Origin of the sequence: uncultured Chitinophaga sp. (assembly GCF_937898475.1) — a bacterium.
In the GTDB taxonomy this organism is placed as follows: domain Bacteria; phylum Bacteroidota; class Bacteroidia; order Chitinophagales; family Chitinophagaceae; genus Chitinophaga.
The window spans coordinates 14,398-30,462 of record NZ_CALEJS010000021.1 but is presented as its reverse complement, the minus strand read 5'-3'; the positions used below and the strand labels follow the sequence as shown (position 1 = coordinate 30,462).

Sequence of the window (16,065 nt, the reverse complement as noted above, 5' to 3'; positions counted from 1 at the left end):
TGATGATATAAAAAATACTTCTTACCTAAATTTAATATATGGACCAACGCATCATCCATCTCTTCGATGAATATACGCACAAGCCGCTGCGGCGTGACGAATTCATTGGCCGGCTGGTAAAGCTTACCGGCAGCATGGCCGCCGCTACCGCAATACTGCCCTTACTGGAGGTGAACTATGCGCATGCGGCTACTGTTCCTGAGAACGCTGCCGGTATTGCGGGTACGGATGTCACCTATGAAGGGGATGGCGTTACCATGAAAGCATACCTGGTTAAACCTGAAGGAGTTAGCAAAACAGGGGCCGTACTGGTGATACATGAGAACCGCGGCCTGAACCCACATATCAGGGACGTAACGCGAAGGGTGGCGCAGGCAGGCTTTATTGCCCTGGCGCCGGATGCCCTCTCCCCTTTTGGCGGCACGCCGCAAAATGAAGACGAGGCCCGTACCCAGATAGGTAAACTGGATGCCGCCAACAACCTGAACAATTTTCTTAAAGGGCTGGATTACCTTGCCACCCTGCCCGAAAGCAACGGTAAAACGGGTTGTGTGGGCTTCTGCTGGGGCGGCGCCATGGCCAACCAGCTGGCGATACATGCTCCCGGACTGAAAGCCGCTGTACCCTATTACGGGCGGCAGCCCGACGCGGCGGATGTGCCAAAGATCAAAGCAGCCATGCAGTTACATTACGGCGGATTAGACGAGCGTGTCAACGCAGGCATACCTGCCTATGAAACCGCACTGAAAGCTGCCGGTGTTAAATACGAACTGTATGTTTATGAGGGCGCACAACACGCCTTTAATAACGATACCGCCCCTACGCGATATAATGAAGCAGCGGCAAAACTGGCCTGGGATAGAACGCTGCGCCTGTTTAAGGAAACTTTGCTGTAGACAGATTTATCATCCCCACCTGCCAAGACGGGCAGATAATTTTGCCAGCACCTGGTTATTAGCCAGGTATAACAACATCAGGGGAAAGATCTTCAGTAAGCCCCTTTTTGTAGAGTGCTGAATATCCAGCAGCGGCAACAGGTGCCCTAAAAATGGCAGCCCGATATATATGACCAGCACTGCATACAGCCAGGCCCTGGCGGTAGCGGAAAAGCGTAGTTTATATATCACCGCTTCGGCCAGCAGCAAACCTCCGAACAGTATTGTAAAATACCCATACAGGGATGCCCAGCGACTGCCGAACAGCAGGCTGGTATGCATGTCTGCAAAACGTTCAAAGAAGGTCCGCAGCTGCAGCGGATGCGGATTAATCAGGTTACTTACTTCATACCGGGCAGGCAGGTAATAGCTGTTATAGCCAACTACGGCAACCGCATATAACAACACAGCCGGTGTTACAAATACCGCGGCATCCTGCGCCAGCTGCCCCAGGCGTTGCCTTCCCCACTGACGGTACACCAGCAATGGAATGAAGAAAAAAGCCAGCACCAGGGTTTCCGGACGGATGTAGGTGGCAATACCCATCAGCCATGCGGCAAAATATAAGTAAGACCTGGACTGTTCGGCAAAGTAGAGCGTTAAGCTGTAGACCGAGAGGAAAAAGAAAACGGCATTGCTGTAATCAAACAAGGCCATGAAGGTGTAGGCATACATTTCCGGTATGGCCAGGAAACACAACAGCAATACACCCGCCAGCAGGCGGTGAAGGCTTTGGCACAACAGCTGGTACAGCAGCAGTGTAAAGCTCACAAATATCACAGACAGCCACAGTTGCCCAAATGGGAAGCCCGCATATTTGTAGATGATCTGCAGACTGGTAATAAATGCCGGCTTGTAGGGATTATTGGTACTGAGCAGGTCTACACTGAAAACTGAATTGATCATGGTATGCTCGCGCACTGCATAAGCTGCCAGTACCTCCGGCCCCGAGGTAAGATCTCTTGGCGTAGGCGGCAGGTAATAGCAACGCCACACGCTGATCAGCACAATGGCGGCCATCAGCAGGATGAATGGCAGCTCATACAGTTTCATCGTGAAATGGATGTGATGGAACATCCTTTTCCATTGCTCCGCCGTACGGCCCATGTGCAGGTTCAGTAACAATGCCGTCAGGATCAGCGCACTGAAAACGGAGAAGGCTGTAAGCGGTACATACAATAATTGTAAGAGGAACGGTACTAAAGAAGACACCGCCACTCCCAGTAATAATGCCAGGGGAATTTTAAGGCCATTGCGTAAGGACAGCCTGAACAGGGCCAGTACCCCAATGCCGGAGATGAATTGCAGTAATGTCAGCAGCAGCAATGCAACTATGTTCATAAGGTGATCCGGTATTTTCTGTATTCTGCCAATATTTTGCTGAGCTGTTGTTTATCCTTCACTTTCCTGATAGCGATATCTTTGTTCTCCACACTCACCACATAGTTGATGTTAGCGGTATCCTTTGTATCAGGCCGCACTGTTTTCAGAGATGTGTAATAGTAGAACACCGCTGGTTCCGGGACGTGGTAATTGAGCCCTTTTGCCTTGAAATAGCTGGTAGGCGGCACCAGCACCAGGGCCGTTTCTTTTTTACCCGCTCTTTCCAGTGAAAGGGCAATAGAGCGGGAGAGGATATATGCATTACCATAGCGGGATACTTTCCGGGCCTCCAGGTCTGGCTGGGCAGCCTGTGAAGGGAACGCCCTCCAGTATCCGGCTATCCGGCTAAACCAGGACCTGTTCACGATTATAATAAGGGCAATGGCCAGCACACCTGTTAACAACAGCAGGAGGCCACCCCGTCTGTTGGATACGGTTGTTTGCATAGACAACAAAATACTATTATTTAAAATTAGCGGGCGCCAAAGTTACGGGCAGCACTTCCTTTTCAATAGCTGCCCTGTCTGCTTCAAACTGGGGGGGTAATTGCAGTGCCTCCCCTAAGTGGTCTTTACTTTCATCTACCGTAAACCCGGGACCAGCAGTAGCCACTTCAAACAGCACTCCTCCGGGCTCCCTGAAATAGATGGAGGTAAAATAGTTTCTGTCCAATACCGGTGTTGGGTTCAGCATACGCTTTACTATTTTAAGGCGCAGTTCCTGCTGGGTAGCAGCATTGGGAGTGCTGAAGGCGATATGGTGAACGGTACCGCTGCCTGCCAGGCCTCTGAGGCTATCCGGAGAACAAACAATGTCTACATAGTTACCTGGCGCATCCGTAGCGGCAAACCGGAAGCGGTTGCCTTTCTCGGCGATCAGCCGGTGGTCAAGCTGTTCTGTCAGCAAGCCGGCCGTACGTTCATAACCTTCTTCCCAGATCTCTACATTATAGAATCCCCTGATGGCATGCTCCGCCGGGATGTGCCCGTAGGTAAAGCCGCTGCGGGTATCCTTGTCGTTGAACACCAGTTCCAGGCCCAGACCATCTGCATCCTCAAAATACACTACGGCTTCTCCTTCAAACCGTTCCTGCGGTTGTTTGTATGCAATGTCAAAACGCTGCAGGCGTTCCAGCCAATAATTCATGGAGGTTATGGGCAATGAAAAAGTGGTGGTGTTCAGCATGCCTTTACCATGACGGCCGTGCGCAAGACCCTCGTAAGGAAAGAAGGTGAGGATACTGCCGGGATGACCGGTTTCATCTCCGTAATAAAAATGATATACGCCGGGTGCATCGAAGTTGACTGTTTTCTTTACCATCCTCAGTCCCAGGATACCAGTATAGAAATCAATATTCTTTTGTGCACCCGCAGCAATGGCCGTAACGTGATGAATGCCTGTTATCAATTGGTCCATACTACAAATGTACCTGTTTATACCAGCTTTAAAAGTTCCACATCACAAAAAATCTTCACTTCATCAGAGAGCAGTCCGCCACCTGCATCAAAGGTTTCATTCCATTGCAGATGCAGGTCTTTTCGGTTAAAAGCAGACTCCATTTCGAAGCCTGCTTTTATATTTCCCAATTGGTCCACCACTGTGCCGTTGTACATTACGTTGAAGCGGATCACTTCCGTTACATCCCTTATCCGCAGTATGCCTGTCATCGCAATGAAGAAGCCTGTTGTTTTAACCGAGGTAGATTCAAAGAAGATGACCGGGTATCTTTCCACATCAAAGAAATAGGGGGAACGAAGTTGTGCATCACGCCGTGGATTGCCGGTATCGAGGGAGCTGGTAAAGATGCTGAGCTGGGCCTGTGCATCGCTGAAATCATCTGCCGTTGCCATAATCACGCCTTCAAAACGGGTAAACCAACCTGAAACGGATGTAAGTAAAACGTACCGGATACTGAACCGGATCCTGGAGTGCACCGGGTCAATCACCCAGGTCACTTTTTGCTGTTGTGTTTTCATATTAGCAGGCCTGACCTATTGAAAACTGAAGCGGCGCAAGGCCTCTTTTTTAAACTCGGTAAAACTCATGCCCGAAACGTTTTTAAAGAATTTACTGAAATGCGCAATGTCATCAAAGCCCAGATGGTAGGCAATCTCCTTCATACTGGCGTTCACGTAAATAGCCTGTCTTTTGGCCTCCAGCACAATACGCTGCCGGATGTGATAGCTGGCCGGGAAACCGGTTACCTTTTTTACTATTTCATTCAGGTAATTGGAGCTTACAAACAATTCCTCGGCATAATCGCTCACCATTTTACAGGTAGTATAGTTCTTTTCCAGCAGTCCCAGGAATTTATCCGTCAGCGCGGTGTTCTTGGTACGCTGCTGATACATGGCAGGCCTTCCAAACTGGCGGGTAAGGTAGATCAGGAATATCTTCAGAAAGCCTTTCAGTATCTCTGCACGCAGCAGGAAAAAATTATCATATTCTTTCACCATCTTTTCGATGATCTCCTGCATTTCCTTTTGCATTTCGCCGCTCACTTTTATAACAGGTGCATGCGCGCAGGCATTGAGAAAGCCGGGGTCATGCAGGGGTTCAAAACTGTGCTCATTTATGCCCAGGAATTCTGCGGTAAAGGAAACAACGTAACCCGAAGTATGCTCCCCCGCGTTGAACAGGTATATTTGTCCGGGCGCCTGGCAATATACCGTATTATTACTGATACCATGTTTATCCAGGTCTACCAGGTAGGTGCCTCCCCCCTGTTTAACCCAGATGATCTTGTAATAATTATGCCGGTGGGGAGTGCTTTGCTGTCCCCACCTGTTTTTCATCATCCATTCAATGGTATGAATCTCAAAGGGTAATGCAGTGCCCCTGGTAGGATGCTGGAGAGAGGTTCCGTTCTTGATGATGGTACTTGGCCTGTTAAGGGATAGCATAACGTTGTAGTTTTGCTTATCCCGTCTATTAATGTACCGGAATTGCCCGATTTAAGCATACTTATATTTACCGCATATAGCGCTTTGAAAAAGAAGCACTTAAATTGCGGGGTCTCATTTATCAAACAATTATATGACATTTCTGCCTCCGACTTTTTCGGAGCCGTCTCTGATAAAAATACGATCCACCGTGGATGAGCTTTCTGATAAACCGGGATAAGTACAACAGAATCCGTCATTTAGATATTCCCCGGACCCGTTTTTAGTTGCATCTTTGCTGTTGAATAAAATTACCTGATAATATAGGCACATACAATGTGCTAGTCTTTTAACAGTGTAACAGTTGTAGGTTTAGGTAAAGGCCGGGGTATTCTTATTCCGGTTTTCTTTTTTAAAACAGGCTTAAACAACCCTGTCAACGGTATTATTTTAACAGAAACCCCTGAAGCATACGGAAAGCATGTAGGGAGCATAGAGAAAACAGTATGATCGCTCCCCTCAACATTTAAGAAATGTCCTCTTTTTTAATACCCAGTCTGGCGATCCTGGATTCCAGGGTAGTAGGATTCAGGTTAAGGATCCTGGCCGCGCCGCTTTCCCCTCTTATACGGCCATTCGTTTTTTTCAGTACGGAAAGTATATAGGCCCGTTCTGTTTCCTGCAGGTGTTTTTTCATGTCTGTAAATGTTTTCACCTGGGCATCCCCTGGTGCGGCAACGGGTGTAAGACCGGTCAGCCATCCGTTTCCCAGCGGGCGTTTAAGTTCAAGCGGGGAATTGCCGTCATTCAGTATGACAGATTGTTCGATCACGTTTTCCAGTTCGCGGATGTTACCGGGCCAGTCCCATGCTTCCAGGGCATCCATCATCTGCGGGGCTATTCCGTAATAGGGCTTGTGCATCCTGCTGGTGTATTGTGTTGCAAAGGCGTCTGCCAGTAAGCGGATGTCTTCCCTGCGTTCTCTCAGGGGCGGCATGTTGATGGGGAACACGTTCAGCCGGTAGTAAAGATCAAGTCTGAAACGGCCTTCCGCTACCGCTTGCTCCAGGTTACGATTGGTAGCGGCGATGATGCGCACATTCACTTTAATGGCATTTCTGCCGCCTATGCGTTCTATCTCCTTTTCCTGCAATACCCTTAACAATTTTACCTGTAGTTCCAGCGGCATTTCGCCTATCTCGTCAAGGAAGATGGTGCCTTCATCGGCCTGTTCAAATTTACCGATCCTCCTGTTGGCAGCGCCTGTAAAAGCGCCTTTCTCGTAGCCGAATAGCTCTGACTCTATCAGGCTGGAAGGTAATGCAGCGCAATTCACCTTTACCAGCGGCTTCCTGCAACGTGGCGATAGCTGGTGAATGCTCCTGGCCACTTTCTCCTTACCGGTGCCGCTCTCCCCTGTTATCAATACAGAGGTGTCAAACGGCGCCACCTGGGCCACATGGTCCAGTACACGGAGCAGCCGGTGACTTTTGCCGATGATACCGTCAAAGCCTGCGGCAACGGTGTGCCCATAGGTACCGTGCGGGCTGGACGCCGACACAACAACCTGATCTCCGGGAACTTCCAACTTTGCCAGTAAATGTTGTAAACGCTCCAGGATATGCGTGTCGCCGCTTTGATAGGCGTCTGGCCTGCGGCTGTAAAAACTAAAGGGAGTAGCGCCGCCGCCGGGATGCGATATGGGTACCACCAGGTGGGACTGCAGCTGAAAAGTACGGGCCAGCAATCCCTTCAGCGGATATTGAGCCAGGATACCTTCAAACGCCTCCTGGTTGTATGCGGCGCTGAACTGATCCACCGGCGTACCGGCCTGCAGTACATCCAGATCTGCTGCTTTGAGGCCGGATATGGTACACAATTCATCCTTCCTGATCACCTGGTATTCATCGAACCCGATACGCAGGAAACCCAGCGCGCCGGCAGACATATAATCGAAAGGGAGGTATGATTGCAGGGCGCGGGCTATTTTCAGGCATTTTTGTTCAGGTCTGATCCGTTCGGTGATGATCTGTGAAATGGCCTCCTGTAATAACAGCTCCCGGCGGTACCCCGATTCCAGGCTATGCTGGTGGCGGTACCGGGCCACATCAATCGTAACCAATACATCCTTTTCGCGGAAAGGCTTTACCAGGAAGCCGTAAGGCTCAGTAGCCTTTGCCGCCTCCAGTACATGCTGACTGGAATTGGCGGAGAGATATACAAATGCGATATGCCTTTCCTTTAACTGTTGGGCAAGCTCAATACCTGTTTGCCGGCCTTTCAGATAGATATCAAGTATTACCAGACCGGGTTGGTGCTGATCAATAATATCCTGCGCTTCTTTTACAGAAGGGGCTATACCGCATACCTGGTACCCCGCCCGTTGCAGCATCAGGCGCAGATCATTGGCCACAATAAATTCATCCTCTACTATTAGTACTTTTTCGCTCATACATACCTGTTTCCGTCAAAAGATGGGAGCGCCTGAACAGTACAGGGCAGGTCCGTACCTTCAGGCATGCTGCACTGTGATTTCTCCGTTGGCATATCTGGCGGCTGCACCGGAGATAAAGTGCAAAGCCCCTGGCATATGGTTGAACAGTGTAAAGTGTTAGTTTGTCTATTAAAGATATTAAAAAATGCCAGAAAGGGGTAACATTGCTGATGCCCGCTTCCACTGCTGATCTATACCGGAACATTGATAAATTAACAGATTTTTCACTACGTAGGTCTATAAAAAATAAAATAAACGCTTTTAATTTATGGAATTAACAACCGTTTGCGTCTATTAAGCTAACCCTGTTAAATCCCGTAAATGAAGACACTCTCTACCTTGATTTTCTGTACTGCTGTCCCTTGCCTGTGCTATAGCCAGCAAGCAGCCGTAAAAGGCAGCATTATGGATACCCTTAATCATCAAAACCTATCGAACACGGTCATAACCCTTTTACAGGCCAAAGACTCTATGCTGTATAAGTTTACCCGGACCAATGCCTCGGGGTATTTTGAGCTGAAGGGCCTTAAAGGCGGTAACTACCTGATGCTGGTAACAGCGCCGGGCTTTGCAGATTATGTGGAACCCTTACAACTGACAGATTCAACCAGCATCACCAATGCCAGGATCATCATGTCGCTGAAGGCACGCCTGCTCCAGGAAGTAGTGATCAACCAGGCAGTGGCCGCCATCAAGCTCAAAGGCGATACCACCGAGTACAATGCAGACAGTTTCAAGGTGCCGCCCAATGCCTCCGTGGAAGAGCTGCTCAAGAAACTACCCGGCATACAGGTAGATAAGAACGGGCAGATCACCGCGCAGGGTGAGAAAGTACAAAAGGTGCTGGTAGACGGCGAAGAATTTTTTGGCGATGATCCTACCCTTGCCACCCAGAACCTGCGGGCCGATATGGTGGATAAAGTACAGGTGTTTGATAAAAAAAGCGACCAGGCCACCTTTACAGGCGTAGACGATGGAGAAAAAACAAAGACCCTGAACCTGAAACTGAAAGAGAACAAAAAGAACGGCTACTTTGGAAAGCTGAGCACCGGCGCTGGTACCGATGGCTACCATGACAGCCAGGCCATGTTCAATTCATTCAGTAAGAAACGGAAACTCTCCGGGTACGGTATTGTATCCAATACCGGTAAAACAGGTTTAAACTGGCAGGAAAGGAATAGTTACGGGCAAATGTCATCAGGCGCCGGCTACGATGAAACGACTGATACCTATTTCTTTTCCGGCTCAAGAGATGACCTGGATTCCTGGGACGGAAACTATGAAGGTCAGGGTTATCCGCTGGTACAGACAGGCGGTCTGATGTACAGCAATAAATGGAATGAGGACAAACAATCCGTGAACGGCAGTTATAAGATCATGCAGTTGTATGTAGATGGCAGCAGCACCACCAACTCGCAGTACTTATTGCCCGATACCTTGTACTATACCAATTCATCACAGCGTTTCTCCAATAACATATTACGGCAACGGGCCAACGCCTCCTATGAGATCCAGCTGGACTCCACCTCTTCTATCAAGATACAGGCAGACGGCGGCCTGGATCATAAAACCACGGGCAGCGTGTTCAACACACAATCCCTTGCTGAAGACAGTTCGCTGGTGAACCAGAATGATCGTAATATCAACACCATTGGCGACAACCGCAGCCTGAACAGCAATATCCTGTGGCGTAAAAAACTACGCAAAAAAGGCAGAACACTGTCATTGAACATTATAGAGCGCTTTTCACGCAGCACCTCTGATGGCTACCTGAATTCCACTACGGAATTTTATGAGAACGGCAGCATTGAGAGCACACAAAGGATAGATCAGTATAAGACCAATTTAAATGAGAACTTCAGCTTTGATACCAAACTGACCTATTCAGAGCCTTTATCAGCTACCAGTTCACTAATCATCAATTATGGTGTGATAGTTAACAACAGCAATTCCAACAGGAACTCCTTTAACCAGGATAATAACGGGAAATACAGCCAGCTGGATACCCTGTTCAGTAATGACTATGCTTTTAATATGTTCACTCATCGCGGTGGTATCACCTATAACCTGATCAACAAAAAGCTGCGTGTGAACTTTGGTACGAACGTAGGTCTTACCAGCTTTGACCAGCGGGACGTACGCAAGGACATTACCCGCACGCGCGACTTTGTGAACTGGTATCCACAGGCTACAGTGGCTTACATGTTCAACAGCCAGAGAAGGTTTACTTTCAACTACAACGGTAGTACGCGGCAGCCGGGCATTGACCAGATACAGCCCCTGCGAACCAATGAAGATCCGCTGAATGTTACCATTGGTAATCCCGACCTGAAACCACAGTTCTATAATAGTGTAAGGATCTCGTTCAACGATTTCAGGCTGCTTTCTGAAAGAGGAATATATGTCAGCGCCAATTATAGCTTCACCACTAATGCCATCAGCAGCCGGAGCACTGTTGACGCCAACGGCAGGAGAACCAACCAATCTGTTAACGTAGATGGCAATCGTTCAGCCGGCATGTATGTGGACTATGGCCTTAAATTAACCAAACTGGCTGCGCGCGTAGGCCTCAACGGAAGCTTCAATTACAGCCGTTACGTGAACTATGTAAATGATGCCCTGAATGTCACCAACAGTGGCAATTACAGGAGCGGTATTTACATACGGCACAGGAAAGATAAAATATATGAGTTGGGACTTGAGGCGTTCGCCAACTATACCAACAGCAGCTCGTCTGTACAGCAAAGGGTACAAACCAACTACTGGAGCTTTAATATGAGCCCTGATGTAAGTTTTTTCCTGCCCTGGAAAGTAGAGATACATTCAGACTGTATTATCAACCTGCGCCAGAAAACAGAAGTATTTACCACTAATAACAATGTGTTCCTGTGGAATGCCTGGATCGGTAAGAAGCTCCTGAAGAATGATGCCCTCCTGATCAAAGCAGCTGTAAACGATCTGCTGAACGAGAACATAGGGTTTAACAGGCAGGTGAACAGCAACTTCATTACACAGAACACGTACAGCACCATCCAGCGATATCTCTTCCTTTCCGTGATCTGGAACTTTAATAAAACCGGTGGCGCCGATAAACAATAACCGCAAAAGAACACAAGTATGAGAACAATACTGCTTTTCCTCCTTATAAATATTACGCTGAAAGCTGCGGCACAACAACCCGTTTACCTCACAGAAGGCCGCATTGAATATGAAAAAAGGTTCAACGCACATGCCCGGCTGGATGCCATATACGGCAGCAATGAAAGTACCTGGAAAGAGATGGAGAAAAAACGGCAGCCTAAGTTTAAGATCTCTTATTTTGACTTACGCTTCCACAACAATACTACCTTATATGCACCCGGAAGGGAAAACCCCGACAATGCACGGCTACGTCCTGAACCTGCGGAAGACAATATAGTATACAGCGATCTGGATAAGCAGGAAAGCATTGCACAAAAAACAATATTTGAAGAGATCTTCCTGGTAAAGGACAGCACCCGTTCCATCCGCTGGAAAATAACAGACGAAAAGCGCAATATAGCAGGGTTTGACTGCCGCAGGGCCAATGCGGTGATTATGGATTCTGTTTACGTGGTGGCGTTCTATACCGACGCTATTGTTACACCGGGCGGTCCGGAGTCTTTCAGCGGCTTACCCGGGATGATCCTGGGGGTTGCCCTGCCCTATGAGCATGTAACATGGTTTGCAACAAAAGTATTGTCAGAAAGTGTGAGCACGGCCAACCTGAAAGCGCCTTCAAAAGGGAAAAAGGTGGACAACAAAACGTTGTTCGAAACCCTTAACAAAAGCCTGAAGAACTGGGGTAGCTACGGCATGGCATTTATTACGGCATCCCTGTTGTAGACCTGTTCAGGTCCTGATTTGGCCGCTGCCATGTACAAACCACTTTTCCGTCACCAGCTTTTCGAGCGCAAAAGGCCCGCGGGCGTGCAGCTTCTGTGTTGAGATGCCTATTTCAGCACCCAGTCCAAAAACGCCGCCGTCTGTAAAGCGGGTGGAGGCATTTACATATACAGCCGCGGCATCTACCTCGTTCAGAAAACGTTCGCTGATAGCGGCATTGGAAGAAATGATGGCTTCAGAATGTTTGGAGGAATACTGGCGGATATGTTCAAGAGCCTCCTCTGCATTGGCTACAACTTTGACAGAACATTTGAAGTCGAGAAATTCACGGCCAAAATCTTCCGGGGCGGCCTGTTGCAGATAAGGGTACCCTGCCTTTTGCAGTATAGAAAATGCTTTATCGTCTGCGAAGATCTCTACGTTATAGGCCTGCAGTGAAGGGGCGAGCAATTGCAGGAACTTTGCTGCAACGGCATTGTCTACCAGTACCGTATCAAGCGCATTACATACGGAGGGGCGTGATACTTTGGCATTGGTGACTATGGCGCTGGCCTGCTCAAGATCGGCCGTACTTTCCACATAGGTATGACAAACACCTGCACCCGTTTCGATCACCGGTACACGAGCGTTTTCACGCACATAATCTATCAGCTGCTGAGATCCGCGGGGGATGATGATATCGATATATTTAACTGCTGTCAGCAATTCCCCAATGAGGTTACGGTCTGCCGGTAGCAGCTGTACCACTGTTTCAGGCAGTTTGAATTCCCCCAGCAACTGTTGTATGAGTGCTACCAGGCAGGTATTGGTATAAAAAGCGTCTGATCCGCCCCGCAGTACACATACGTTGCCGGAGCGTATACAAAGCGCAGCTACATCCACTGTTACATTGGGTCTTGATTCATAGATCACGCCAACTACACCCAAAGGCACGGTGCGTTTCTGCACCAGCAGGCCGTTGGCCAGTTTTTTCTCCAGCAGCAGCTGATTGGCGGGATCGGGCAGCAACGCAATCTCCTGCAGGCTCTCCGCCAGTTGCCGTATGCGGTCTGCGTTCAACAGCAGGCGGTCCTTTTTAGGATCCGTGTCTGGCATGCGCTCCAGGTCCTGCTGATTGGCAGCAATGATCTCCTGCGTATGTTGTTGTATACGAACGGCCAGCTGCTGCAGCAGTTCCTGCTTTTGCTGAGCCGGTAGTGTCTTGATTGCGCTGGTGGCCTGCTGGGCCTTTTCCAGCAAAGGTTGTATCGTTTCCATCTTCTTAACTACAATAACACAATATCATCAGCATGTGCGATTTCAACATTCTGCATCTTTTTATTTAATGACAGTGTATCGGATGACACCTTTGCCCTGGCAACGGCAATGGCTTCGTTGTTTTCATTAACGATCTCTACCACCTCGCCGCGGGTAAACCTTTCCAATACGGTTTTCACGCCTACTGCCAGGAGGCTGTGCCTTTTCTCCAGCGCTTTCTGCGCGCCGGCGTCTACCTGTAAACGGCCAGTTACCAGGCTACCACTGGCCAGCCATTTTTTACGGGCGGGCATACTGCATTGCTGCGGCAGACACAGAGTACCCGTTTTACCATCCAGTGCATTCAGGATACCATCAGGCGTATGAATACCAAAGATCACTACCCGGATACCCATGCGGGTGGCCAAACGGGCAAAGGTGAGCTTGGATACCATACCACCGAGACCCAGGCTTGATTTCTTTGTATCTGCCAGGGCAAATACAGATTCATCGATCACATCTATCTGCGGTACTACTTTACCATCTTTATCGAGCACACCGCCTACTGAGGTACTGAACAGCAAGCCAGATGCGCCAAAGCCCACTGCTATGAGGGTGGCCAGTTCATCGTTATCCGAGAATTTAAGTTCCAGGTCGCTTACCACGTCGTTTTCATTCGCCACAGGGATGATATTGCTTGCCCATAGTTCTTCGTAGGTTTTCTTCAACTGCAGGAACTGTCCCCGGTTGCTGAAATGTCTTCTTTCACAAAGGCTTTGTGCAATGGCAATCCCGAAGGGTTGAAAGTACTGTGCATATTTATTAAGCAGCAAGGGGTTGCCGATAGCTGCGGCGGCTTTGCGTTCACTGATAGTGGCATTGTACTGCAGCAGGTGTTTTTTTCCGGCTGCTACCGCACCGGATGATACCAGCACCATATTATACTGTGAATGCAGGGCAGCTACCTGCCTGGCAATTGCTGCTATGATTGATTCATCCAGCTCTCCGTTCTCATGAGTAATAGAAGCCGTTCCAAATTTGATCACTAAAATAGGCTTGCTCACCGCTATTGTATTTGAGCCCCAAAATATTGAAAATATTTCGGAACCCACACCTCCATGTCAGAAAGTCCTCTATTTCCCCAGGCGTAGTAGGGTATAAAAGTTACCTTGAGCGGACGGGTATCATTTACTGCGGCCTCCCGGTAAAGGGTGTTATTCCATCCTGTATCTTTTCTCAGCAAAACAGTTCCGCTTAAACCCAGCAGCTTACTGTTGTCTATTTTCATGGGTACCGGCTGCAGTTTAGCTTGTCCGGGCAAAACAATGTCAAAAAGACAGGCGCCTTCAGGCAGGTCAGCAGATTCCAGGCAGTATACTAGAGGGCCGCGCTTCACCGCTACCTGGTTGCGCGTTTCCTCTACCAGGGGGTTGCTTTCCATCATGGTAACGGGCATCGGCAATTGCAGGGAGATCACATCACCGGCCTTCCAGCTGCGATGAAGGGCGGCATATTGACCGGAGACAGCATCAATGCCGGCAGGCTTTCCATTCACCAATACCTTTGCACTTTTACTCCATCCCGGGATACGCAGAAAAACGGTGAACGGCGTAGCTGGCGTTGCCTGCATGGTAAGGGTAATGTTACCGTCCCAGGGGTAATCGGTTTGCTGCGTCATTCTGAGGGCTCCTCCATCCTTTAAATGAGTGGAAAGGGTATTGCCCCCATAGAGGTGCACCCAGAGACCTTTGTCTGAAATACCATAAGCGTAATTCACCGCTTCTGCGATGGTGCGCACAACATTAGGAGGACAGCAGTTGGATAAACGTATGTAGTTAGTGCGTCCGCCGCTCCAGCGCAGCTGGTAGGGAAACTGTGCCGCAGCGCTTAAAGGATTGGTATAGAAAAAACGATCTCCATCCAGGCTGATACCGGAGAGTACACTGTTATACAAAGCAAGCTCCAACACATCTGCATACCTGGCATCGCCGCTGATCTGCAGCATACGCCAGTTCCATAGTACATTACCGATGTTAGCACAGGTTTCATTATGAGCGGTCATATTGGGCAACTGATAAGCTCTGCCGTAAGCCTGGTGTGTTTTCTGTATCTGCTGCGGTTCATAGGAAGTGCCGTAAGGAGATACGCCGTCATACAATGCCCCGCAGCCGCCGGTGATATACATTTTTCTGTATACCACGTCTTCCCATATACGCTGAAGGCAGGTCATCAAAGAGTCTTCCCCTGTTTCAGCATATACGTCTGCAACACCGGCGTATAAATAGTTGGCACGTACAGCGTGGCCCATGGCAGTAGTTTGCCTGCGGAAGGGGATGCGATCCTGGTTATCGTCGGTACCATCCTCCACATAACCGCGGATATTGATCAGGTTCTTTGCCAGTTGCAGATAAGTGGTATCATTGGTAGCGCGGTATAATTCCACCACTCCCATGTAGTGAGAGGGGCAAATGGTATTACGCGCCAGCGCAGGAGAAGCGGTTTTATAAAAATGATCCAGGTAATCAGCTGCTTTGATGGCCAGCTTCAGTAAGGAGGTCTTGCCGGTAGCCCGGTAGTGCACACAGGCAGCCGTCATGAGGTGTCCCATATTGTAGGTTTCGAAATTAAGGCGGTCCTCAAATTCTTTTACACCGGCAGCCTTATTGTGTCCTGCGATGATAACGGGCGTATGTATATAGCCATCCCCACGCTGGCAGCGGGCGATAACCGGTATTACACTGTCCATGAGCGCGTCCAGCCGTTTGTCTTTTGTTATTGCATATACGCAGGCTACCGCTTCCAGCAGTTTATAGAAATCACCATCGTGAAAGGGAGGCCCGGCATGGGCGCCGGTATCAAGTCCTGCTGCAATCTCAAAATTTTTGAACGCATGACTTACATCCGGATCTGTGTAGGTTTTCCAAAGGTGTGGTACCATCGCATCCCTGCAAACGGAAAAGCGTTCTGCCCAGAAACCGCTGGTCCACTGCACATCACCCATATCTATGCTACTTAATGATGCAAACGTACTCCTGGAAGTATTTACGAGCGCTTTCTGCTGGGACATCGCCGCACCGGGTATTACAAGCAAACACGCCAGCAGCCAATACCTGCATAACAATTGTTTCATAAGTGGAAGTTTTATCGGTCCAAGATAATAATATCTAACTATACTACACTATACTCCATATATAATATCCCCCACAGGATGTTTATCTTTAATCCCGTTTATCAAAAAATCAGACGTCACAACAAAAATCGACCAGAGAAA

Annotated in this window: 12 protein-coding genes; 3 read left to right on the top strand and 9 right to left on the bottom strand. The window is 48.8% G+C overall.

Annotation, left to right across the window (positions count from 1 at the left end):
- Window positions 1–38: 38 nt before the first annotated feature.
- Window positions 39–896, top strand: coding sequence for a dienelactone hydrolase family protein (locus Q0577_RS15360; protein WP_298737721.1), 858 nt, complete (start codon window positions 39–41; stop codon window positions 894–896).
- 9 nt (window positions 897–905) lie between these two features.
- Here the strand turns inward: Q0577_RS15360 and Q0577_RS15355 are convergent, their stop codons facing one another.
- From Q0577_RS15355 to Q0577_RS15330, 6 genes are all read right to left on the bottom strand, one after another.
- The gene (locus Q0577_RS15355; protein WP_298737719.1) at window positions 906–2,276 is read right to left on the bottom strand and encodes a hypothetical protein; all 1,371 of its coding nucleotides are present in this window, start codon (window positions 2,274–2,276) and stop codon (window positions 906–908) included.
- On the bottom strand, window positions 2,273–2,764 hold the full coding sequence (locus Q0577_RS15350) for a hypothetical protein (protein WP_298737717.1): 492 nt from the start codon (window positions 2,762–2,764) through the stop codon (window positions 2,273–2,275). The genes Q0577_RS15355 and Q0577_RS15350 overlap by 4 nt, the downstream gene beginning before the upstream one ends.
- 16 nt (window positions 2,765–2,780) lie before the next feature.
- Window positions 2,781–3,734, bottom strand: a complete 954-nt coding sequence (locus Q0577_RS15345) for a VOC family protein (RefSeq protein ID WP_298737716.1) — start codon at window positions 3,732–3,734, stop codon at window positions 2,781–2,783.
- A gap of 17 nt (window positions 3,735–3,751) precedes the next feature.
- Window positions 3,752–4,294 (bottom strand): YceI family protein, encoded by a 543-nt coding sequence (locus Q0577_RS15340; RefSeq protein ID WP_298737715.1) that lies wholly within the window; start codon window positions 4,292–4,294, stop codon window positions 3,752–3,754.
- Window positions 4,295–4,309: 15 nt separating this feature from the next.
- Entirely contained in the window at window positions 4,310–5,221 is a 912-nt protein-coding gene (locus Q0577_RS15335) for a helix-turn-helix domain-containing protein (protein WP_298737713.1), read from the bottom strand.
- A 505-nt stretch (window positions 5,222–5,726) separates the two neighbouring features.
- Window positions 5,727–7,652, bottom strand: coding sequence for a sigma 54-interacting transcriptional regulator (locus Q0577_RS15330; RefSeq protein WP_298737711.1), 1,926 nt, complete (start codon window positions 7,650–7,652; stop codon window positions 5,727–5,729).
- Window positions 7,653–8,015: 363 nt separating this feature from the next.
- On the opposite strand from Q0577_RS15330, the gene Q0577_RS15325 reads away from it, so the two are divergent.
- Both Q0577_RS15325 and Q0577_RS15320 read left to right on the top strand, forming a co-directional pair.
- Complete coding sequence (locus Q0577_RS15325) at window positions 8,016–10,793, top strand: outer membrane beta-barrel protein (RefSeq protein WP_298737709.1); 2,778 nt, start codon at window positions 8,016–8,018, stop codon at window positions 10,791–10,793.
- 18 nt (window positions 10,794–10,811) lie between these two features.
- Entirely contained in the window at window positions 10,812–11,558 is a 747-nt protein-coding gene (locus tag Q0577_RS15320; RefSeq protein ID WP_298737707.1) for a GLPGLI family protein, read from the top strand.
- 6 nt (window positions 11,559–11,564) lie between these two features.
- Here the strand turns inward: Q0577_RS15320 and Q0577_RS15315 are convergent, their stop codons facing one another.
- The 3 genes from Q0577_RS15315 to Q0577_RS15305 are packed head-to-tail and all read right to left on the bottom strand — an operon-like array spanning window position 11,565 to window position 15,924.
- Window positions 11,565–12,815, bottom strand: a complete 1,251-nt coding sequence (locus Q0577_RS15315) for a glutamate-5-semialdehyde dehydrogenase (protein ID WP_298737705.1) — start codon at window positions 12,813–12,815, stop codon at window positions 11,565–11,567.
- An 8-nt stretch (window positions 12,816–12,823) separates the two neighbouring features.
- The gene (gene proB, locus Q0577_RS15310; RefSeq protein ID WP_298737703.1) at window positions 12,824–13,858 is read right to left on the bottom strand and encodes a glutamate 5-kinase; all 1,035 of its coding nucleotides are present in this window, start codon (window positions 13,856–13,858) and stop codon (window positions 12,824–12,826) included.
- 2 nt (window positions 13,859–13,860) lie between these two features.
- Entirely contained in the window at window positions 13,861–15,924 is a 2,064-nt protein-coding gene (locus Q0577_RS15305; RefSeq protein WP_298737702.1) for a glycoside hydrolase family 127 protein, read from the bottom strand.
- Between the last annotated feature and the right edge of the window lie 141 nt (window positions 15,925–16,065).

Excerpts from the sequence above, each read along its gene's own strand:
- Q0577_RS15340 (WP_298737715.1), bottom strand. The coding sequence starts at position 4,294 with ATGAAAACACAACAGCAAAAAGTGACCTGGGTGATTGACCCGGTGCAC.
- Q0577_RS15355 (WP_298737719.1), bottom strand. The coding sequence starts at position 2,276 with ATGAACATAGTTGCATTGCTGCTGCTGACATTACTGCAATTCATCTCC.
- Q0577_RS15330 (WP_298737711.1), bottom strand. The coding sequence starts at position 7,652 with ATGAGCGAAAAAGTACTAATAGTAGAGGATGAATTTATTGTGGCCAAT.
- Q0577_RS15320 (WP_298737707.1), top strand. The coding sequence starts at position 10,812 with ATGAGAACAATACTGCTTTTCCTCCTTATAAATATTACGCTGAAAGCT.
- Q0577_RS15335 (WP_298737713.1), bottom strand. The coding sequence starts at position 5,221 with ATGCTATCCCTTAACAGGCCAAGTACCATCATCAAGAACGGAACCTCT.
- Q0577_RS15345 (WP_298737716.1), bottom strand. The coding sequence starts at position 3,734 with ATGGACCAATTGATAACAGGCATTCATCACGTTACGGCCATTGCTGCG.
- Q0577_RS15315 (WP_298737705.1), bottom strand. The coding sequence starts at position 12,815 with ATGGAAACGATACAACCTTTGCTGGAAAAGGCCCAGCAGGCCACCAGC.
- Q0577_RS15360 (WP_298737721.1), top strand. The coding sequence starts at position 39 with ATGGACCAACGCATCATCCATCTCTTCGATGAATATACGCACAAGCCG.
- Q0577_RS15325 (WP_298737709.1), top strand. The coding sequence starts at position 8,016 with ATGAAGACACTCTCTACCTTGATTTTCTGTACTGCTGTCCCTTGCCTG.
- Q0577_RS15350 (WP_298737717.1), bottom strand. The coding sequence starts at position 2,764 with ATGCAAACAACCGTATCCAACAGACGGGGTGGCCTCCTGCTGTTGTTA.
- Q0577_RS15305 (WP_298737702.1), bottom strand. The coding sequence starts at position 15,924 with ATGAAACAATTGTTATGCAGGTATTGGCTGCTGGCGTGTTTGCTTGTA.